14 protein-coding genes are annotated in these 21878 nt (G+C 62.8%); 5 read left to right on the top strand and 9 right to left on the bottom strand.

Annotated features, from left to right (window positions below; translation table 11 throughout):
* The first annotated feature begins 159 nt into the window (after positions 1-159).
* Genes B9A31_RS02360 through trxC form a run of 4 tightly spaced genes read left to right on the top strand, consistent with a single transcriptional unit; the run spans position 160 to position 7241 of the window.
* Positions 160-1902, top strand: coding sequence for a potassium/proton antiporter (locus tag B9A31_RS02360; protein ID WP_084296630.1), 1743 nt, complete (start codon positions 160-162; stop codon positions 1900-1902).
* A gap of 35 nt (positions 1903-1937) precedes the next feature.
* Positions 1938-5246: a mechanosensitive channel MscK gene (gene mscK / locus B9A31_RS02355; protein WP_084296629.1), complete on the top strand. Its 3309-nt coding sequence runs from the start codon at positions 1938-1940 to the stop codon at positions 5244-5246.
* A gap of 45 nt (positions 5247-5291) precedes the next feature.
* Positions 5292-6752 carry a protein adenylyltransferase SelO gene (selO, locus tag B9A31_RS02350; protein WP_016712482.1) on the top strand — a complete coding sequence of 487 codons (1461 nt, stop codon included), beginning with the start codon at positions 5292-5294 and terminating at the stop codon, positions 6750-6752.
* Positions 6753-6806: 54 nt separating this feature from the next.
* Entirely contained in the window at positions 6807-7241 is a 435-nt protein-coding gene (gene trxC, locus B9A31_RS02345) for a thioredoxin TrxC (protein ID WP_019098292.1), read from the top strand.
* Positions 7242-7372: 131 nt separating this feature from the next.
* Here trxC and B9A31_RS02340 read toward each other — a convergent pair whose 3' ends face one another.
* On the bottom strand, positions 7373-8146 hold the full coding sequence (locus B9A31_RS02340; RefSeq protein ID WP_019098291.1) for a ParA family protein: 774 nt from the start codon (positions 8144-8146) through the stop codon (positions 7373-7375).
* A 76-nt stretch (positions 8147-8222) separates the two neighbouring features.
* Positions 8223-9122 carry a LysR family transcriptional regulator gene (locus B9A31_RS02335; protein WP_025752284.1) on the bottom strand — a complete coding sequence of 300 codons (900 nt, stop codon included), beginning with the start codon at positions 9120-9122 and terminating at the stop codon, positions 8223-8225.
* Between the two features lie 166 nt (positions 9123-9288).
* Between B9A31_RS02335 and B9A31_RS02330 the strand changes: the two genes are divergently transcribed.
* Positions 9289-10476 (top strand): MFS transporter, encoded by a 1188-nt coding sequence (locus B9A31_RS02330; RefSeq protein ID WP_256576177.1) that lies wholly within the window; start codon positions 9289-9291, stop codon positions 10474-10476.
* 38 nt (positions 10477-10514) lie between these two features.
* Here the strand turns inward: B9A31_RS02330 and B9A31_RS02325 are convergent, their stop codons facing one another.
* The 7 genes from B9A31_RS02325 to aroK form a co-directional block, all read right to left on the bottom strand.
* A complete protein-coding gene (locus tag B9A31_RS02325; protein WP_019098288.1) occupies positions 10515-10862 on the bottom strand; it encodes a YgiW/YdeI family stress tolerance OB fold protein in 348 nt (115 codons plus the stop codon).
* Between the two features lie 116 nt (positions 10863-10978).
* Complete coding sequence (hemE, locus tag B9A31_RS02320) at positions 10979-12043, bottom strand: uroporphyrinogen decarboxylase (RefSeq protein ID WP_019098287.1); 1065 nt, start codon at positions 12041-12043, stop codon at positions 10979-10981.
* A gap of 129 nt (positions 12044-12172) precedes the next feature.
* Positions 12173-13591 carry an FAD-dependent oxidoreductase gene (locus B9A31_RS02315; RefSeq protein ID WP_019098286.1) on the bottom strand — a complete coding sequence of 473 codons (1419 nt, stop codon included), beginning with the start codon at positions 13589-13591 and terminating at the stop codon, positions 12173-12175.
* A 123-nt stretch (positions 13592-13714) separates the two neighbouring features.
* Positions 13715-18160: a glutamate synthase large subunit gene (gene gltB / locus B9A31_RS02310; protein WP_019098285.1), complete on the bottom strand. Its 4446-nt coding sequence runs from the start codon at positions 18158-18160 to the stop codon at positions 13715-13717.
* A gap of 372 nt (positions 18161-18532) precedes the next feature.
* On the bottom strand, positions 18533-20146 hold the full coding sequence (locus tag B9A31_RS02300; RefSeq protein ID WP_027610018.1) for an SPOR domain-containing protein: 1614 nt from the start codon (positions 20144-20146) through the stop codon (positions 18533-18535).
* Positions 20147-20161: 15 nt separating this feature from the next.
* Positions 20162-21259 carry a 3-dehydroquinate synthase gene (aroB, locus tag B9A31_RS02295; RefSeq protein ID WP_025752278.1) on the bottom strand — a complete coding sequence of 366 codons (1098 nt, stop codon included), beginning with the start codon at positions 21257-21259 and terminating at the stop codon, positions 20162-20164.
* A gap of 97 nt (positions 21260-21356) precedes the next feature.
* Positions 21357-21875 carry a shikimate kinase AroK gene (gene aroK / locus B9A31_RS02290; RefSeq protein WP_025752276.1) on the bottom strand — a complete coding sequence of 173 codons (519 nt, stop codon included), beginning with the start codon at positions 21873-21875 and terminating at the stop codon, positions 21357-21359.
* Between the last annotated feature and the right edge of the window lie 3 nt (positions 21876-21878).

Below are 21878 nucleotides of genomic sequence, written 5' to 3'. Positions count from 1 at the left end.
TGGGGGTCACCACTACATCCGCAAGCCGTAACTACAGTGCGGTATCGCTTTACAGCCCGCATCAGCCTCAGGTTAGAATCGATTGGCACGCGACCTGCTAGCTTTTGCTGAAAAATCCGCTACCACGTCCCTTCCCCCGCTGTTTCGGAGTACCTGCCTTTGGATGCAAGCACCATCAATAGCCTGTTCCTGATCGGCGCATTGCTGGTGGGTGCAAGTATCCTGGTCAGCTCGCTGTCGTCGCGCCTGGGCATCCCTATCCTGGTCATCATCCTCGCCGTCGGCATGGTCGCCGGTGTGGATGGTGGCGGCATCATCTTCAACAACTACCCCACCGCCTACCTGGTGGGCAACCTGGCACTGGCAGTGATCCTGCTCGACGGTGGCCTGCGCACACGGGTGGCAAGCTTTCGCGTGGCACTGTGGCCGGCGCTGTCGCTGGCCACGGTCGGGGTAATGATCACCACCGCCCTCACCGGCTTGGTCGCCGCCTGGCTGTTCAACCTCAGCCTGATCCAGGGCCTGCTGATCGGCGCCATCGTCGGCTCTACCGACGCTGCGGCGGTGTTCTCGCTGCTGGGCGGCAAAGGCCTGAACGAGCGGGTTACCGCTACGCTGGAAATCGAGTCGGGCAGCAACGACCCGATGGCGGTGTTCCTCACTGTCACCCTGATCGACATGATCGCCAGCGGCCAGACTGGCCTGCACTGGAGCCTGCTGGGCCATCTACTGCGCGAATTCGGCATCGGCGGCCTGTTGGGGCTGGGCGGTGGCTGGCTGATGCTGCAACTGGTCAACCGCATCAACCTGGCCGGCGGCCTGTACCCCATCCTGGTGGTGGCCGGTGGCCTGGTGGTGTTCTCGCTGACCAACGCCCTGCACGGCAGTGGCTTCCTCGCCGTGTACCTGTGCGGCCTGGTGCTGGGCAACAAGCCGATCCGCAGCCGCCACGGCATCCTGCACATGCTCGACGGCATGGCCTGGCTGGCCCAGATCGGCATGTTCCTGGTGCTGGGGCTGCTGGTCACCCCGCACGACCTGCTGCCTATCGCCCTGCCGGCGCTGGGCCTGGCGCTGTGGATGATCTTGGTGGCGCGGCCGCTGTCGGTGGTCGCCGCCTTGCTGCCCTTCAAGGCCTTCCATGGCCGCGAGAAAGGCTTCATTTCCTGGGTCGGCCTGCGCGGCGCGGTACCGATCATTCTGGCGGTGTTCCCGCTGATGGCCGGCCTGCCGGACGCCCAGCTGTTCTTCAACCTGGCGTTCTTCATCGTGCTGGTGTCGCTGCTGGTGCAAGGCACCAGCCTGCCGTGGATGGCCAAGCTGCTGAAAGTGACCGTACCGCCAGACCCGGCACCGATTTCCCGCTCTGCCCTGGAAGTGCACATCACCAGCGAGTGGGAGCTGTTCGTGTACCGCCTGGGTGCCGAAAAATGGTGCATCGGCGCCGCCCTGCGCGAGCTGAAAATGCCCGAAGGCACGCGGATCGCCGCCCTGTTCCGTAACGAGCAACTGCTGCACCCGTCGGGCAGTACAGTGCTGGAAGTAGGCGACATGCTCTGCGTGATCGGCCACGAGCACAACCTGCCGGCCCTGGGCAAGCTGTTCAGCCAGGCGCCACAGCGTGGCCTGGACCTGCGCTTCTTCGGCGATTTCGTGCTCGAAGGCGATGCCGAACTGGGCGCAGTGGCAGCGTTGTACGGCCTGAAACTCGATGGCCTGGACGCGAGAATGCCGTTGGCGCAGTTCATCCGACAGAAGGTCGGAGGCGCTCCAGTAGTAGGTGACCAGGTCGAATGGCATGGCACGATCTGGACCGTGGCGACCATGGACGGGAACAAGATCCAGAAAGTGGGCGTCAGATTCCCCGAAGGAACGCGACCCGGACCAGGATTGTTCCTCTAAACTTCGTTTCTGCCGGATCCACAAGTAGTCTGCCTATGTCCCTGCGCGTGTACCTTCGCACAGCCCTGCTCGGGCTGTGCCTGTCCCTTTCCTTTGCGGCTACTGCCGCAGAGGCCCCGACCACCGCCAGCATCCAGAACAGCCTCGACAAGATCGCTGAGCGCAAGCTGCCTGAGGCCGACCAGAAGGCCCTGCAGCAGGTGCTCGAACAGACCTTGAGCCAGCTGGCCAGCAAGGAAGACAGCGAGAAGAAGCTTGCCGCGCTGAAGCAGCAGCTGGCCGGGGCCCCGAAAGAAACCAGCGACAGCCAGAAAGAGCTCGCCAGGCTCAAGGAAAGCAAGCCCCAGCCCGTCGCCCAGCGGTATGCCACGCTGAGCGTGCCGCAGCTTGAGCAGATGCTCAGCGAGCGCAACACCCAACAGGGCGAGCTGCAAAAGGCGCTGTCCGAAGCCAACAGCCTGATCATCAATTCTCAAACCCGCCCGGAACGCGCCCAGGCCGAAATCAGCAACAGCCAGGCCCGTACCCAGCAGATCAACAACATCCTGAAAACCGGCAAAGACGGCGGCAAATCCATCAACGCCGACCAGCGCAACCAGCTCAATGCCGAGCTGGCCTCGCTCAATGCGCTGACCCTGCTGCGCCGCCAGGAGCTGGCCGGCAACAGCCTGCTGCAAGACCTGGGGAACGCCCGCCACGACCTGCTGATCGAACGCGCTACGCGCCTGGAGCAGGAAATCCAGGACCTGCAGACCCTGATCAACGACAAGCGCCTGGCCCAGTCTCAGGAGGCGGTTACCCAGCAGTCCATCGAAGCCCAGAAGGCCGGCGGCAGCAGCCTGCTGGCCACCGAAAGCGCGCTTAACCTCAAGCTTTCCGACTACCTGCTGAAAAGTACCGACCGCCTGAACGAACTGACCCAGCAGAACCTGCGCACCAAACAGCAACTGGACAGCCTGACCCAGGCCGACCAGGCACTGGACGAGCAGATCAACGTGCTCAAGGGCAGCCTGTTGCTGTCCAAGATCCTCTACAAGCAGAAGCAGACCCTGCCGCACCTGAAGGTCGACCGCGACCTGGCCGACCAGATCGCCGACACCCGCCTGTACCAGTTCGAGGTCAACCAGCAGCGCGAGCAAATGAGCAGCCCGGTCACCTACGTCGACAAGCTGCTGGCTGCCCAACCGCAGGAAGAGGTGACGCCTCAACTGCGCAAGGCCCTGCTGGAAGTGGCCATCAACCGTAGCGACCTGCTGGAGCGGTTGAACCGCGAGCTGTCGGCGCTGCTGAACGAATCGATCACCCTGCAGCTCAATCAGAAGCAGTTGCTGGGCACCGCGCAGAGCCTGCGCACCACCCTCGACGAGCAGATGTTCTGGATCCCCAGCAACAAGCCGCTGGACTGGGACTGGCTGAGCTATGTGCCAGAGCGCCTGGCCGACCAGGTAGCCAACCTGCCGTGGGGCTCGGGCCTGAAAGAACTGGCCGACGGCCTCAGCCAGCGCCCGCTGCTGTTCCTGCCATTGCTGCTGGTGATTGGCGCCTTGCTGTGGCGGCGCAAGTACCTGTACCAACGGCTGGGCAAGGTGCACCAGGACATCGGCCACTTCCGCCGTGACAGCCAGTGGCACACGCCCCAGGCAATCCTCATCAATATCCTGCTGGCAATGCCGGTCAGCCTTGGCCTGGCGCTGTGCAGCTACGCCCTGCAGATCGACGCCCGCGGGCAGAACGCCAACCTGGGCGCCGCCCTCTGGCAACTGGCCCAGGCCTGGCTGGTGTTCTACACCGCCTACCGCATCCTCGCCCCCGGTGGCGTGGCCGAAATCCACTTCCGCTGGCACAAGCCGCAGGTCGAATTCCTGCGCGGCTGGGTACGCCGCCTGGGCACCGTGGTGCTGGCGCTGGTCGGTGTGGTGGCGGTGGCCGAGCACCAGCCCTCGGCGCTGGCCGACGACGTGCTGGGGATCGGCGTGGTGCTGACGTGCTACGCACTGATGGCCTGGCTGCTCAGCCGCCTGCTGCTCAGCAGCCCGGCACACCGCGACACTTCACTGTTCCGCAAGGCAGTGGGCGTGGCCTTCACCGCCCTGCCCATCGCCCTGTTCGTCGCCGTGTGCTTCGGCTACTACTACACCGCGCTGAAACTCACCGACCGGCTGATCTACACCCTGTACCTGCTGCTGTTCTGGCTGGTGATCGAGGCTGCATTCGTGCGTGGCCTGTCGGTCGCGGCACGGCGCCTGGCCTACCAGCGGGCGCTGAGCAAGCGGGCGGCGGCCAAGGAAGGGCTGGATGGCGAAGTCATTACCGAAGAGCCGACGCTGGACATCGAGCAGGTCAACCAGCAATCGCTGCGCCTGATTCGCCTGGCCCTGCTCGGCGGCTTCATCGCCGGCCTGTACTGGGTGTGGGCAGACCTGATTTCAGTGTTCGCCTACCTCAACAACTTCGTCCTCTACGAATACACCAGCGGCACCGGCGCCGCCGCCAGCATGGTACCGATCAGCCTTGGCGACCTGCTGGGTGCGCTGGTGATCGTCGGTATCACCTTCGCCCTGGCCGGCAACTTGCCGGGCCTGCTGGAAGTGCTGGTGCTGTCACGCCTGAACCTGGCCCAGGGCAGCGCCTACGCCACCACCACGCTGTTGTCGTACACCATCGTCGGCGTCGGTATCGTCAGCACCCTGTCCACCCTGGGGGTGAGCTGGGACAAGCTGCAATGGCTGGTGGCTGCACTGTCGGTGGGCCTGGGCTTCGGCATGCAGGAAATCTTCGCCAACTTCATCTCTGGCATCATGATCCTGTTCGAGCGCCCGGTGCGCATTGGCGACACCATCACCATCGGCAACCTGTCCGGCACGGTCAGCAAGATCCGCATCCGCGCCACCACCATCACCGACTTCGACCGCAAGGACATCATCGTCCCCAACAAGACCTTCATCACCGGCCAGCTGATCAACTGGTCGCTGACCGACACGGTTACCCGGGTGACGCTGAAACTGGGCATCGACTACGGCTCCGACCTGGACCTGGTACGTGACCTGCTGCTCAAAGGTGCGCATGAGAACCCACGGGTGCTCAAGGACCCTGAACCGATCGTGTACTTCCTCAACTTCGGCGAAAGCTCGCTGGACCACGAACTGCGGATGCACGTACGCGACCTGGGCGACCGCAACCCGACGCTGGACGAGATCAACCGCTACATCAGCCGCGAGTTCAAGGCGCACAACATCAAGATCTCGGTGCGCCAGGTCGAGGTATTCCTGATGGACCCCAACGGCGGCAAACAGCAGTTGATTCCGATGGAGCTGCCCAAACCGGATGGCACTGCACCGGCCTGAGTGGGCTCGAATGCTTTATTCTGTGCTGAATCTCAGGAGCAGCCCGTGAAAGCCCTCGACCAACTCACCTTCGACAACCGCTTCGCCCGCCTGGGCGATGCGTTCTCTACCCAGGTCCTGCCAGAACCCATCGCAGACCCGCGCCTGGTCGTTGCGAGCGAGTCGGCCATGGCGCTGCTCGACCTCGACCCCGCCCAGGCCGACCTACCAGTGTTCGCCGAGCTGTTCAGCGGCCACAAACTGTGGGAAGAAGCCGACCCACGCGCGATGGTGTATTCCGGCCACCAGTTCGGCTCCTACAACCCGCGCCTGGGCGATGGCCGTGGCCTGCTGTTGGCTGAAGTGCTCAACGACAAAGGCGAACACTGGGACCTGCACCTGAAGGGGGCCGGCCAGACCCCGTATTCGCGCATGGGCGACGGCCGCGCTGTGCTGCGCTCGTCGATCCGCGAGTTTCTGGCCTCCGAAGCCCTGCACGCCCTCGGCATTGCCACCAGCCGTGCGCTGTGCGTGGTCGGCTCCAGTACCCCGGTCTGGCGCGAAACCCGCGAAAGCGCTGCCATGCTCACCCGCCTGGCGCAGAGCCATGTGCGCTTCGGCCATTTCGAATACTTCTACTACACCAAACAGCCCGAGCAGCAGCGCGTGCTGATCGATCATGTACTGCAGCAGCACTACCCTGAATGCCAGGATGCCGAGCAACCGTACCTGGCCATGTTCCGCACCATCGTCGAGCGCAATGCCGAACTGATCGCCCGCTGGCAGGCCTATGGTTTCTGCCACGGGGTGATGAACACCGACAATATGTCGATCCTGGGCATCACCTTCGACTTCGGCCCCTACGCCTTCCTCGATGACTTCGACGCCAACTTCATCTGCAACCACTCCGACGACCGTGGCCGCTACAGCTACGCCAACCAGGTGCCCATCGCCCACTGGAACCTCAGCGCGCTGGCACAGGCCCTGACCACGGTGATCGAGGTGGAGCCCCTGAAGGAGGCACTGGGGCTTTTCTTGCCTCTGTACCAGGCCCATTATCTGGACCTCATGCGCCGCCGCCTGGGCCTGACCACTGCCGAGGATGACGACATGGCGCTGGTCGAGCGCCTGCTGCAGTGCATGCAGCGGGGTGGTGTGGACTACAGCCTGTTCTTCAGAAAGCTGGGTGAACAGCCGGTTGCCGAGGCGCTGAACCTAGTGCGCGATGATTTTATCGACCTGGCCGCTTTCGATGCCTGGGGCGCAGATTATCTGGCCCGCTGTGAGCGTGAACCCGGTAATGCCGAAGGGCGCCGTGAACGGATGCATGCGGTGAACCCGCTGTATGTGCTGCGCAATTATCTGGCCCAAAGAGCCATCGAAGCGGCCGAAGCGGGGGATTACAGTGAAGTGCGGCGGTTGCATCAGGTGCTGACCAGGCCGTTCGAGGAACAAGCCGGCATGCAAGCCTACGCTGAGCGACCGCCGGAATGGGGCAAGCATCTGGAAATCAGCTGCTCTTCTTGATTGATGATTGCTCAGCCGGCGATAGGGCCCGCAAAAACAATACAAGGAATTGATATGTCCGACCCACTGGTAATCCCCTGCCCCCACTGCAACGGCCTCAACCGCCTGCCCGCCGGGCGCCTGGGTGACGCCCCGAAATGCGGGCGCTGCAAACAAGACGTGCTGCTGAGCACTCCTTTCGAGCTCACCGAAGCCAGCTACGCCAGCCAGATCAAAGGCGACCTGCCGCTGCTGGTCGACATCTGGGCCGACTGGTGCGGCCCGTGCAAATCCTTCGCCCCCACCTTCGAACAGGCTGCCCGCCAGCTGGCTGGCCGTTGCCGACTGGCCAAGCTCGACAGCGAAGCCAACCGCAACCTCGCCGGGCAACTCGGCATCCGCTCGATCCCCAGCCTGCTGCTGTTCAAGAACGGCCGCGAAGTCAGCCGCCAGGCCGGGGCGTTTCCACTTCAGTCGTTGCTGGAGTGGGTGCGTAGCCAAGGGGTTTAGGTGTGTTTTCTGGTGCATGCCTTTAGCAGGATGGCGGCTGTGGCATCGAGCGCCGCGCGGGCGGCGCTCGATTTCACAGGCGCCGAAAATGCTGCGCCAGGCACCTGGCAGCCTTGATACCTAACAGACGTCTAACCTCTCTCCTCCAGCAAATCATGCAACTCGACAAACTGCTGGGTCAGCTTGTGCTTCGGCTCCAGGTGAATCAGGGGCAGGCTGGCGTGGTGCGATTCACGCATCTTCACCGAGCTGCCCAGGTACACCGGTAACACCGGCAGGCCCTCGGCCAGCAGTTCGTCGAGCATCTGCTGCGGCAGGCTGGCGCGGGACTGGAACTGGTTGACCACGATACCTTCGACCAGCAGGTCTTCGTTGTGGTCATCCTTGAGGTCTTCGATCTCGGCCAGCAGGCCGTACAGGGCCTGGCGTGAAAAACTGTCGCAGTCGAAGGGGATCAGTACGCGATCGGCGGCAATCAGTGCAGAAACCGCGTAAAAATTCAGCGCTGGCGGGGTGTCGATGTAGATCCGGTCGTAATCCTCGTCCAGCTCGTCCAACAGCTTTCGCAGCTTGTTGATCTTGTGCTTGGCCTCAAGCTTGGGTTGCAAATCGGCCAGTTCTGCCGTGGCGGTGACCACATGCAGGTTGTCGAAAGGGGTTTCGTAGATATCGACCTTGTTCTTCTTGCTGAACGGCCCGCTGGACAGGCTTTGCTTGAAGAAGTCGGCAATCCCCATGGGGATGTCCTCGCCGGTGAGGCCGGTAAGGTACTGGGTCGAGTTGGCCTGGGCATCCAGGTCGATCAACAGGGTCCGATAGCCTTCATTGGCACTGACCGCCGCCAGGTTGCAGGCAATGCTCGACTTGCCCACGCCACCTTTCTGATTGAACACCACGCGCCGCATGATTGACCTCCGTGTTTCAACGAATGCCCGAGTATGTGGCGGCACTGCGGCAATGGCCAGTGCCATTTGACCGGCATCAGCCCTGGCCGACCACCTGCCCCGTCAACAGCTCGGCAAACGCCTTGGCCATCACCGAATTGCCGCGCTCGCGCTGCACCAGCCAAACCGCCGACATCGCCCCTTCATCCAGCAAGGTGCGGTACACCACCCCCTCGATGCGCATGCGCTGGAATGACGCCGGCAACACCGACACCCCCAACCCCGCCGACACCAGCCCGATGATGGTCATTGCCTCCCCCGCCTCCTGGGCAAAGTGCGGGCTGAAACCTGCCTGACGCGCCAGGCTCAGCAACTGCGCATGCAAACCGCTGCCATAACTGCGTGGGAAGAACACGAATGGCTCATGGGCCAGCGCCGCCATGTGCACACCCTGTTCAGTGCCCTCGGCAAGCGGATGCGAAGCATTGATGACTGCCACCAGCGGCTCACGAAACAACTCGGTGACCTGCAAACCTTCAGGCAACGGCATCGGCCGCATCAACCCGACTTCGATGGACTCGTCGAACACCCCTTCGGCGACATCGCGGCTGCTCATTTCCTTGAGGTTCAGGTGCACCGCCGGGAAACGCTGGCGAAAGGCATGGATGGCCTTGGGGATCTTCGAGGTGAAGGGCGCAGACGAGGTAAAGCCGATCTTCATTTCACCCAGTTCTCCCAGCTGAGCACGCCGGGCCACATCGGCCGCCTTCTCCACCTGCGCCAGCACCCGACGCGCCTCCTCAAGGAATAACCGCCCTGCCTCGCTCAGCTCCACCCGACGGTTGGTACGCTCGAACAGCCGAGCCCCCAGCTCCTGCTCCAGGGCCTGGATCTGTTGGCTCAGCGGCGGCTGCGAGATGCCCAGCTGCTGCGCGGCACGGCCAAAGTGCAGCTCTTCGGCCACGGCGATGAAGTAACGCAGATGGCGCAGTTCCATGATCGGCTCCAAACAGGTCGTAAAACATCTCAAATAGGTCGAACAATATATTGGATCTAATCATTAGCCAGCTATATGCTTTTTTCCATTGCGCCAGAGGTACCCGCCCGTGAAAACTGCTGTAGCCCCCCTTCCCGCCGAGCCAGAACCTGCGCCCCTGAACGAAATGTGGATCGAAAAAGGCACCCCCGCCTTCATGAAGACCGTGCTGGCCTTGTTCAGCGGCGGCTTCGCCACCTTCGCCCTGCTGTACTGCGTTCAGCCGATGATGCCGCTGTTGTCCAAGGAATTTGCCATCAACGCTGCGCAAAGCAGCCTGGTGCTGTCGGTGGCCACCGCCATGCTGGCGTTCGGCCTGTTGATCACCGGCCCTATCTCTGATCGCATCGGGCGCAAGCCGGTAATGGTCTTTGCCCTGGTTTGCGCAGCCCTCTCCACCTTGGCCAGCGCAGTGATGCCGAGCTGGGAGCTGGTACTGGTCACCCGCGCACTGGTCGGCCTGTCGTTGAGTGGCCTGGCGGCAGTGGCCATGACCTACCTGAGCGAAGAGATCCACCCGCAGCACATCGGCCTGGCCATGGGCCTGTACATCGGGGGCAACGCGATTGGCGGCATGAGTGGGCGGCTCATCACTGGCGTACTGATCGACTTCGTCAGCTGGCACACGGCGATGCTGACCATCGGCGGCCTGGCCCTGGTGGCCGCGCTGGTGTTCTGGAAGGTATTGCCCGAATCGCGCAACTTCCGCCCACAGTCGATGAACCCGCGCAGCCTGCTGGACGGCTTTGTCATGCACTTGAAGGATGCCGGCCTGCCTTGGTTGTTCCTTGAAGCCTTCCTGCTGATGGGGGCTTTCGTCACCCTGTTCAACTACATCGGCTACCGCCTGCTGGCTGAGCCCTACCATATGAACCAGGCGCTGGTCGGCCTGCTGTCGGTGGTGTACCTGTCTGGCATCTACAGCTCGGCGCAGGTCGGCGCACTGGCGGACAAGCTGGGCCGGCGCAAGGTGTTCTGGGCCAGTATCGTGGTGATGGCGGGAGGCTTACTGATGACCCTGGCCAGCCCGCTGGCGATGGTGATCTTAGGCATGCTGGTGTTCACCTTCGGCTTCTTTGGCGCGCACTCGGTTGCCAGCAGCTGGATCGGCCGCCGGGCGCTGAAGGCCAAGGGGCAGGCCTCGTCGCTGTACCTGTTCAGCTATTACGCCGGGTCGAGCGTGGCGGGTACTGCGGGCGGGGTGTTCTGGCACCAGTGGGGCTGGAATGGCATCGGGCTGTTCATTGGCAGCTTGCTGGCGGTGGCGTTGCTGGTGGCGTTGCACCTGAGCAAGCTTCCACCGAAAACGGCTTGAGGGCCATTCGCGGGTTTACCCGCGAATAGGCCCTCGGATCAGTTGATGATCTCGACAATATCCACATCCACTTCCCGGCTCATCAGGTGCTTCTCCACCTCACCGGTCAGCTTGACCTTGGTCTTGTCATTGAACGGCGTAGGCGGCAGGTCTTCGTCATCGATCTCGACGGTGATGGTGCCGGTGTTGTCCTTGAACTCGTACTTGTCGTCGTTGTTGATCTTCTTGGTCACGAAGCCTTGCAGCACCACCGGAGTGTCATCGGCAGCGTCGTTGGCAGCGGCCACCGTAGTGACCGACTGGGCGCCGGGGCCGGTATAGCTCGCAGCCAGTGCGGCGGTGCTGAACAGAGGGGCGAGGATCAGGGCGAGATAACGTGCTTTCATGGGGATCGGGTCCTTTTTGGGTTTCGATGGGACCAGATTAACGACGATCGCTGAATTAAAACTTAATGCGACAAAAAGCCCGGCACAGGGCCGGGCTTGGGTTTTCAGCCTTCAGATCACTGATGATACTGCGCCGACAGCTCATGCACGGCGTTGATGAACACACCCGCGTGCTCCGGGTCGACTTCCGGAGTAATGCCGTGGCCCAGGTTGAACACATGGCCCGTGCCGTGACCGTAGCTGGCCAGGATGCGCGCCACTTCCTGGCGGATGGCTTCCGGCTTGGCGTACAGCACGGTCGGGTCCATGTTGCCTTGCAGGGCCACCTTGTCACCCACGCGGCGGCGGGCGTCGCCGATCTCGCAGGTCCAGTCCAGGCCCAATGCGTCGGCACCGGCGTCGGCAATGCTTTCCAGCCACAGGCCACCGTTCTTGGTGAACAGGATCACCGGCACCTTGCGCCCTTCGTGCTCGCGGATCAGGCCGCTGACGATCTTGCGCATGTAGGCCAGGGAGAATTCCTGGTAGGCCGCCGCCGACAGGTTGCCACCCCAGGTGTCGAAAATCTGCACAGCCTGGGCACCGGCCAGAATCTGGCCATTCAGGTAGCTGGTCACCGACTGGGCGAGCTTGTCCAGCAGCAGGTGCAGGGCTTGCGGGTTGTCGTAGGCCATGGCCTTGGTCTTGCGGAAGTCTTTCGACGAGCCGCCTTCGACCATGTAGGTGGCCAGGGTCCACGGGCTGCCCGAGAAGCCGATCAGCGGCACACGGCCGTTGAGCTCGCGGCGAATGGTGCTGACCGCGTCCATCACATAACCCAGGTCTTTCTGTGGGTCGGGGATTGGCAGCGCTTCGATGTCGGCCGGGGTGCTGATGACCTTCTTGAAACGCGGGCCTTCGCCGGTTTCGAAGTACAGGCCCAGGCCCATGGCGTCAGGGATGGTGAGGATGTCCGAGAACAGGATCGCCGCGTCCAGCGGGTAGCGGTCCAGCGGCTGCAAGGTGACCTCGCAGGCGAACTGCGGGTTCATGCACAGGCTCATGAAGTCACCGGCCTTGGCGCGGCTGGCGCGGTACTCCGGTAGGTAGCGGCCGGCTTGGCGCATCATCCACACCGGGGTGACATCTACGGGTTGCTTGAGCAGTGCACGCAGGAAACGATCGTTCTTCAGGGCAGTCATGTCGGCATCCGGAAAAATAGTGCGGGCATTTTCTCAGACGCACAAAGAAAAGGCACGGCTCATTGCCGTGCCTTTTCTCTATGGGTATGTCCTGGATCAATAGATTTTGTATACAAAATCTAAATGATTTCAGACTTCGAGGTAGTCCAGGATGCCTTCAGCAGCGGTACGCCCTTCGAAGATGGCCGTTACCACAAGGTCCGAACCGCGCACCATGTCGCCACCGGCAAACACTTTCGGGTTGCTGGTCTGGTGCTTGAACTTGCCTTTCTCCGGCGCCACCACGCGGCCTTGGCTATCCAGCTGGATACCATGCTGCTCGAACCACGGCGCCGGGCTTGGACGGAAGCCGAAGGCGATCACCACGGCATCGGCCGGCAGGATCTCTTCAGAACCCGGGATCGGCTCGGGGCTACGGCGGCCACGGGCATCCGGCTCGCCAAGGCGGGTTTCGACCACTTTCACGCCTTCCACCTTGTCCTCGCCAACGATGGCGATAGGCTGGCGGTTGTAGAGGAACTTCACGCCCTCTTCCTTGGCGTTCTTCACCTCTTTGCGCGAACCCGGCATGTTGGCTTCGTCACGGCGATAGGCGCAGGTCACCGATTTGGCGCCCTGACGGATCGACGTGCGGTTGCAGTCCATCGCAGTATCGCCACCGCCCAGCACCACAACCTTCTTGCCCTGCATGTCGACGAAGTCTTCCGGCGACTTCTCGAAGCCCAGGTTACGGTTGACGTTGGCGATCAGGAAGTCCAGCGCGTCGTGCACGCCTGGCAGGTCCTCGCCCGGGAAGCCACCCTTCATGTAGGTGTAGGTACCCATGCCCATGAATACGGCGTCGTACTCGGCGAGCAGCTGTTCCATGGTGACGTCCTTGCCCACCTCGGTGTTCAGGCGGAATTCGATGCCCATGCCGGTGAAGACTTCGCGGCGGTTGCTGAGCACGGTTTTTTCCAGCTTGAACTCGGGGATGCCGAAGGTCAGCAGGCCACCGATTTCCGGATTCTTGTCGAACACCACCGGGGTCACGCCGGCACGCACCAGTACGTCGGCGCAGCCCAGGCCAGCAGGGCCGGCGCCGATAATGGCAACGCGCTTGCCGGTTGGCTTGACCTTGGACATGTCCGGGCGCCAGCCCATGGCGAAGGCGGTGTCGGTGATGTACTTCTCCACCGAACCGATGGTCACCGCACCAAAGCCGTCGTTCAGGGTGCAGGCACCCTCGCAAAGGCGGTCTTGCGGGCACACGCGGCCGCACACTTCCGGCAGGGTGTTGGTCTGGTGCGACAGCTCGGCGGCGGCCAGGATGTTGCCTTCGGAAACCAGCTTCAACCAGTTGGGGATGAAGTTGTGTACCGGGCACTTCCATTCGCAATACGGGTTACCGCAGCCCAGGCAGCGGTGCGCCTGTTCCACGGACTGCTGCGGCTTGAACGGTTCGTAGATTTCCACGAACTCTTTCTTGCGCTGGCGCAGCAGCTTTTTCTTCGGGTCCTTGCGGCCCACTTCGATGAACTGGAAGTCGTTGTTCAGACGTTCAGCCATTTTTCAAAACCTCTTTACAGCAGCTGCAAGCTACAAGCTGCAAGCCGCAAGACGATCACTTAAGCCGGGCAAACCTCGTACTGCCTTTACGTGCAGCTTGAGGCTTGCCACTTGCAGCTGTTTTTACTGCGGGTTGGCACGGGTGCTGGACAGCAGTTGCTTCAGGTTGGCTGCCTTCGGCTTCACCAGCCAGAAGCGCCGCACGTAGTCGTCCAGGTTCTCCGAGAGCTCACGCCCCCACTCGCTGCCGGTTTCTTCCACATACTCGTCAAGGACGCGCGCCAGGTGGCTGCGGTAGGCCTCCATCGCTTCACCACTGATACGCTGGATTTCCACCAGTTCGTGGTTGAGCTTGTCGACGAAGCTATTGTCCATGTCGAGCACGTAGGCGAAGCCGCCAGTCATGCCAGAACCGAAGTTGTAACCGGTCTTGCCCAACACGCAGACAAAGCCGCCGGTCATGTATTCACAGCAGTGATCGCCAGTGCCCTCGACAACAGCGTGGGCGCCGGAGTTACGCACAGCGAAGCGCTCGCCCGCAGTACCCGCAGCAAACAGCTTGCCGCCAGTGGCACCGTACAGGCAGGTGTTGCCGACGATGGCGCTGTGTTGGGTTTCGAACGGGCTGCCGGCTGGCGGCACGATGGTGAGCTTGCCACCGGTCATGCCCTTGCCGACGTAGTCGTTGGCGTCGCCTTCCAGGTGCAGGTTCAGGCCACCGGCGTTCCACACACCGAAGCTTTGGCCCGCAGTACCCTTGAAACGGAAGGTGATCGGCGCCGCAGCCATGCCCTGGTTGCCGTGCAAGCGGGCGATTTCACCCGACACGCGCGCACCGATGGAACGGTCGCAGTTGCAGATGTCGAGGTTGAACTCGCCACCAGCCTGGTCACGGATGGCCGGCATGGCCATTTCCACCATTTTCTCGGCCAGCTCGCCCTGGTCGAACGGCGGGTTCTTGTCCACTTCGCAGAACTGCGGCTTGTCAGCCGGGATGTGCGAGCTGCCCAGCAGCGGCGACAGGTCCAGGTACTGCTGGCGCTCGGTGTCGCCTGGCAATACGTCGAGCAGGTCAGTACGGCCGATCAGTTCGCCCAGGCTGCGCACGCCCAGTTTGGCCAGCCACTCACGGGTCTCGGTGGCGACGAAGGTGAAGAAGTTGATCACCATGTCGACGGTGCCGATGTAGTGATCCTTGCGCAGCTTGTCGTTCTGAGTGGCTACGCCGGTGGCGCAGTTGTTCAGGTGGCAGATGCGCAGGTACTTGCAGCCCAGGGCGATCATTGGCGCGGTACCGAAGCCGAAGCTTTCGGCGCCAAGGATGGCCGCCTTGATCACATCCAGGCCGGTTTTCAGGCCGCCGTCGGTCTGTACCCGCACCTTGCCGCGCAGGTCGTTGCCACGCAGGGTCTGGTGGGTTTCGGCCAGGCCCAGTTCCCACGGGGCGCCGGCGTACTTGATAGAGGTCAGCGGCGAAGCACCGGTACCCCCGTCGTAGCCCGAGATGGTGATCAGGTCGGCATAGGCCTTGGCCACACCAGCGGCGATGGTGCCCACGCCGGCTTCCGCCACCAGCTTGACCGACACCAGCGCCTGCGGGTTGACCTGCTTGAGGTCGTAGATCAGCTGGGCCAGGTCTTCGATCGAGTAGATGTCGTGGTGCGGTGGTGGCGAAATCAGGGTCACGCCCGGTACCGCATAGCGCAGCTTGGCGATCAGGCCGTTGACCTTGCCGCCTGGCAGCTGGCCGCCCTCACCGGGCTTGGCGCCCTGGGCTACCTTGATCTGCAGCACTTCGGCGTTGACCAGGTATTCCGGGGTCACGCCAAAGCGACCGGTGGCCACCTGCTTGATCTTGGAGCTGCGCAGGGTGCCGTAGCGCGCCGGGTCTTCACCGCCCTCACCGGAGTTGGAGCGCGCGCCCAGGCGGTTCATGGCCTCGGCCAGCGCCTCGTGGGCTTCCGGCGACAGGGCACCCAGCGAGATACCGGCGGAGTCGAACCGCTTGAGGATGGCCTCCAGCGGTTCGATCTGCTCCAGCGGCAGCGGCTGGTCGGCCACTTTCACTTTCAGCAGGTCGCGAATCATCGACACCGGGCGGGTGTCGACCAGCGTGGTGTATTCCTTGAACTTGGCGTAGTCGCCCTGCTGCACGGCGGCTTGCAGGGTGTTGACCACGTCCGGGTTGTAAGCGTGGTACTCGCCACCGTGAACGAACTTCAGCAGGCCGCCTTGCTGGATCGGCTTGCGCGCACTCCAGGCTTCGGCTGCCAGCAGCTTCTGGTCGCTTTCCAGGTCTTCGAAGCGCGCACCCTTGATACGGCTGGACACGCCCTTGAAGCTCAGGCCGACCACTTCCTCGGCCAGGCCGATGGCTTCGAACAGCTGCGCACCACGGTACGAGGCGATGGTGGAGATGCCCATCTTCGACAGGATCTTCAGCAGGCCCTTGGAGATGCCCTTGCGGTAGTACTTGAAGACTTCGTCCAGGTCGCCCAGTACTTCGCCGGTGCGGATCAGGTCGGCCAGCACTTCATAAGCCAGGTACGGGTAAACAGCCGAGGCACCGAAGCCCAGCAGCACGGCAAAGTGGTGCGGGTCGCGGGCGGTGGCGGTTTCCACCAGGATGTTGCTGTCGCAACGCAGGCCTTGTTCGGTCAGGCGGTGGTGCACTGCACCCACGGCCAGCGAAGCGTGCACCGGCAGTTTGCCCGGGGCGATGTAGCGGTCACTCAGCACCAGCTGGGTCTTGCCAGCGCGCACGGCTTCTTCAGCCTGGTCAGCGATATTGCGGATGGCCGCCTCCAGGCCGACACCCTCTTCATAGTTGAGGTCGATCAGCTGGCGGTCGAAACCTTCGCGCTCCAGGCTCATCAGCGAACGCCACTTGGCGGGCGAAATGACCGGCGAGCTGAGGATTACCCGCGAAGCGTGCTCCGGGGACTCCTGGAAAATGTTGCGCTCGGCGCCCAGGCAGATTTCCAGCGACATCACGATCGCTTCGCGCAGCGGGTCGATCGGCGGGTTGGTCACTTGGGCGAACTGCTGGCGGAAGAAGTCGTACGGCGAACGCACGCGCTGCGACAGCACGGCCATCGGCGTGTCGTCACCCATCGAGCCGACGGCTTCCTGGCCCTGCTCACCCAGCGGGCGCAGCACCTGATCACGCTCTTCGAAGGTGACCTGGAACATCTTCATGTATTGCTTGAGCTGGTCAGCGTCATAGCTGGCCACGCCCTGGTCGTCGGTCAGCGTCGCCTGGATACGGGTGGCGTGCTGACGCAGCCAGCGCTTGTAGGGGTGACGCGACTTCAGGCGGTTGTCGATGGCGTCGGTGTCGAGGATCTGGCCGGTTTCGGTGTCCACGGCCAGGATCTGACCCGGGCCGACACGGCCTTTGGCCAGCACTTCCTCAGGCTGGTAGCCCCATACGCCGATTTCCGAGGCGATGGTGATGTAGCCATTGGTGGTGGTCACCCAGCGCGCCGGGCGCAGGCCGTTCCGGTCCAACAGGCACACCGCGTGGCGGCCTTCGGTCATGACGATACCGGCCGGGCCGTCCCACGGCTCCATGTGCATGGAGTTGTATTCGTAGAAGGCACGCAGGTCGGCGTCCATGGTCTCGACGTTCTGCCAGGCTGGCGGTACCAGCATGCGCACACCACGGAACAGGTCGATGCCACCGGTCACCATCAGTTCCAGCATGTTGTCCATGCTCGACGAGTCGGAACCCACGCGGTTGACCAGCGGGCCGAGCTCTTCGAGGTCGGGGATCAGGTCGTTGGCGAACTTGGTGCGACGGGCCATGGCCCAGTTGCGGTTGCCGGTGATGGTGTTGATCTCGCCATTGTGGGCGAGGAAGCGGAACGGCTGCGCCAGCGGCCATTTCGGCAGGGTGTTGGTGGAGAAGCGCTGGTGGAACACGCAGATCGCAGTTTGCAGGCGCTCGTCACCCAGGTCTGGGTAGAACGCCGCGAGATCGCGCGGCATCATCAGGCCTTTGTAGATGATGGTCTTGTGCGAGAAGCTGCAGATGTAGTGGTCGGCGTCGTGGGCGTTGGCCACCGACGAACGGCGACGGGCACTGAACAGCTTGATCGCGAATTCCTGATCGCTCAGGCCTTCACCGCCGATGAACACCTGCTCGATCTGTGGCAGGCGCTCCAGGGCCAGGCGGCCGAGCACGCTGGTGTCGATCGGCACCTTGCGCCAGCCGACCAGTTTCAGGCCGGCTGCGAGGATTTCGCGGTCCATGTTGGCGCGGGCGGCTTCAGCTTTGACCGGGTCCTGGTTGAAGAACACCATACCGACGGCGTACTGCTTCGGCAGCTCGACGGCGAAGTGCTCCTGGGCCACGGCACGCAGGAATTGATCGGGCTTCTGCATGAGCAGACCGCAACCGTCACCGGTCTTGCCGTCGGCGTTGATGCCGCCGCGGTGGGTCATGCAGGTCAGCGCCTGCATGGCGGTTTGCAGAAGGTGGTGGCTCGGTTCGCCCGTCATATGGGCAATCAGGCCAAAACCACAGTTGTCCTTGAATTCTTCGGGATGGTACAGACCTGTTTTCATAGACACATTCTCACCAGGTTCACCTCTCAACGGAGGCAAATCTCTTTTTTAACAACCACTTACCATCCACGCCGATCAAACGCCAGCTTTTTTGCGGTGGCCATGGAAAACCATTGTTGCACAGCGACAGCGATGCCCACAAATTTTCATGTCTCACCATTGAAAATTTATGTCGCAATTTTGAATGTTTTTGCGCCATGCGCCGTGATAGCGGCTTGGCTCGAGTCTGAAGCGTTTCAGCCATGACTGCAAGTAAGGCTTGTGGCCGGCAGTCTGGGACAGAAAAGCCTGCCGCGTTAAAACGCAGCAGGCTAGTCGAAAGCTAGAATTCGCTTAGCTACTGGGCGGCGGGGTGATGCCGCCCGGAAGGTATCAGCGGGCCGAGGCCAGCTCTTGTTGGACGCTGGCGACGGTACGTGGCCAAGGTTTACCAGCCTGGACCTTCGCTGGCAAGTTCTTGATTGCCGCAACCGCTGCATCGCGGCTGGCGAAGCTGCCATAAGTCACGACGTACAACGGCTTGCCCTGCAGGTTTTTCTTGAAGTAGCGATAGTCGCCACCCTGGGCCTTGACGTACGCCTGAGCCGAAGCCTCGGAGCTGGTGCCGAGGATCTGCACCACATAGTTACCCGGCTTTTGCCCGGCGTACCAGCCACCGCTGCCACCACCGGATGCCGCTGGCTTTTCAGCCGGTTTGGCGGCTGGCTTGGCCACGGCAACCTGGGTCGGTGCTGGCGCAGGCTTGGCAGGTGCAACCGGTTTGGCCGGTTGGGTTGCGACGGGTTTCGGCGCAGGTGCCACCGGCTGCACAGGCTGGGCAGGCACGCTGGCGACGGGCTGGGCAGGCGCAGGTGCCGGGCCGGCGGGCACGCCTTGCGGCGGAGCAATGGTGGTCACGGTGGGCGGTGGGTTGCCGGGCTGCAGGGCGGTATCGCCTGCCGGGCTGCCTTCTTCACCTTCACCCATGCCTGCGGCTTGGGCCAGCGGTTCGCGCATCACCGGCTGGGACTGGCCCACCAAAGGCAGTGGCATCGGCTGGGACGAGCCAGAGAACTCGATGGCAGCACCTTGCTTGCCTTCGCCAAGCGGCAACTGGGCTTGGGCGGCTGGCGCATCGGCCGGCGCCTTGTCGCCTTTCTTGGGCATCAACACCGCGGCGCCAACGGCGACCACGACCACAGCGGACAGCGCGAGCACATGTTTTTTAGGCATCTTGAACCCCATGGATGGTCGCTTGGCCGTCGAGCGGCTGGCGATCATGGCTTCGATCAAAGTGTCACGGGCGACCTGGTTGATGTTGCCAGGCCAACCGTCGGAGTTTTCATGGATATCGACGATCTGTTCACGGCTGAACACCTCGATGCCCCGGCCCGCGCCTTCCAGACGCTGCTCCAGGTACTCGCGGGTTTCCTCTTCACTGTAGGGGGCGAGCTCGATGATGTGGAAGCGTTCTTCCTCGATATTGAGCTCATCCAGCCCGGCAATCAGTGACGGTTCACCGAACAGGAACACATGCGGGCGCCCTTCCGGTACACCGGCCGCCAATTCCAGCAACGCTTGGAGTGCCGACTCGTCGAGTTGTTCCGCATCGTCTACCAGCAAATACACTTCCTGCCCGGTGAGTGCCAGCTGCACCACCTTGGACAGAATCGCCTGCACTTCAGCCTGGTCCACACCCAGATCCTGGGCGACCTGGGCCAGCATGCCGGAAGCATCGCTGGCACTGCGGGCAGACACCACAACGCTCTGCACCGCCTGTTTGTTGGTACTGGCCACCAGGGCCTGGCGCAGCAGCGACTTGCCGCTGCCCAGCGGGCCGCTGACTACCAGCATCAACTGGCTATAGCGTGCCAGATGGTGCAATTGGCCAAGCACGGGCTTGCGCTGGGCCGGGAAGAACTTGAAGCCGGGCACGCGGGGTGCGAACGGATCGTGGCTCAACTGGTAATGGTCGAGAAAGGCCTCATCGGCATGCAAACTGGTCATTGCGCTGTCACAACCTCAAAGCTGGGCCACGATCGCGCGGTAATCCGCCGACAGCGTGGCCTGTAGAATCTCTTTCGGATAGTCGTCGGTCACCACGGCCTCGCCCATCTGGCGCAGCAGCACCAGACGCAGACGACCGTCGAGCACCTTCTTGTCGACCGCCATGTGCTCCATGAAATGCGCCGGGGTCATTTCCTGTGGTGGCACCACCGGCAAACCTGCGTCCTGCAACAGGCGGATTCCGCGATCGCGCTCGGCCTGGTCGATCCAGCCAAGGCGCATGGACATTTCCAGGGCCATCACCGTGCCCGCTGCCACGGCTTCGCCGTGCAGCCACACGCCGTAGCCCATGTGGGTCTCGATGGCATGCCCGAAGGTATGCCCCAGGTTCAGCGTGGCCCGTACGCCGGACTCGCGCTCATCGGCCCCGACTACCGCAGCCTTTGCCGCGCAGGAGCGACGAATGGCTTCGGTCAGGGCCACAGGGTCCAGGCCGCGCAGGGCCTGCATATTGTCTTCTAGCCAGGCAAGGAACGGCTTGTCGCAGATCAGGCCGTACTTGATCACCTCGGCCAGGCCAGCCGAAAGCTCGCGTGCAGGCAGCGTCTTCAGGCTGGTGGTGTCGATCAGCACGGCGTTGGGCTGATAGAAGGCACCGACCATATTCTTGCCCAGCGGGTGGTTGATACCAGTCTTGCCACCCACCGAGGAGTCGACCTGGGACAGCAGGGTGGTCGGCACCTGGACGAAATCGACACCACGCTGGTAGCAGGCGGCCGCGAAGCCGGCCATATCACCGATCACACCCCCGCCCAGAGCGACCACGGTGGTGCGGCGATCATGGCGTGCGGTCAGCAGGCCATCGAAAATCAGCTGCAGGGTTTCCCAGTTCTTGTAGGCTTCGCCATCGGGCAGCACCACTGGCAGCACCGAATAGGCGCCGAGGGTCTTGGTCAGGCGTTCGAGATACAGGGGCGCGACGGTCTCGTTGGAAACGATGGCGACTTGCCGGCCGGCAATGTGCGGCGCCAGCAACTCGGGCTGGTCCAGCAAGCCTTCGCCTATGTAGATCGGGTAGCTACGCTCGCCCAGGTCGACCTTAAGTGTCTGCATGTATCCCCACAATGTACTTGGGCGCGGCGCCGTACGGGCAACCTGCGCGGTAACGTTGAACCTCGCCTCGGCGCTGGTGGCCGAGAATAGTCCCGGGTTAACGGGGCGGCAACTGCTGCAAGCGCTCGAGAATGTCGATCACCACCATGCGCGGCGGCCGCTCGTCGGTTTCCACCACCAGGTCGGCGATCTCGCGGTAGAGCGGGTCGCGCGCTGCCAGCAGGGAGCGCAAGGTCGCCTCGGGGTTGGCGGTGCGCAGCAGCGGGCGATTACGGTCGCGCGCGGTACGGCCAACCTGCTGCTCCACCGAGGCGTGCAGGTAGATCACCCGACCCCCCTGGTGCAATGCCTGGCGGTTGGCTTCGCGCATCACCGCGCCGCCGCCGGTGGCCAGGACCACGCCATCAAGCGCGCACAGTTCGGCGATCATCGCTTGCTCGCGATCACGAAAACCCGGCTCGCCTTCCTTGTCGAAAATCCACGGGATATTGGCGCCGCATCGCAGTTCGATTTCCTTGTCGGAATCCTTGAACAGCAGGCGCAGCTCTTTGGCCAAAAGGCGTCCAATGGTGCTTTTACCAGCGCCCATGGGCCCCACAAGTATCAAATTTCGCACAGA

The organism is Pseudomonas sp. URIL14HWK12:I5 (assembly GCF_900176445.1).
GTDB classification, from domain to species: Bacteria; Pseudomonadota; Gammaproteobacteria; order Pseudomonadales; family Pseudomonadaceae; genus Aquipseudomonas; species Aquipseudomonas monteilii.
This window is presented reverse-complemented; position numbering and strand designations above follow the sequence as displayed.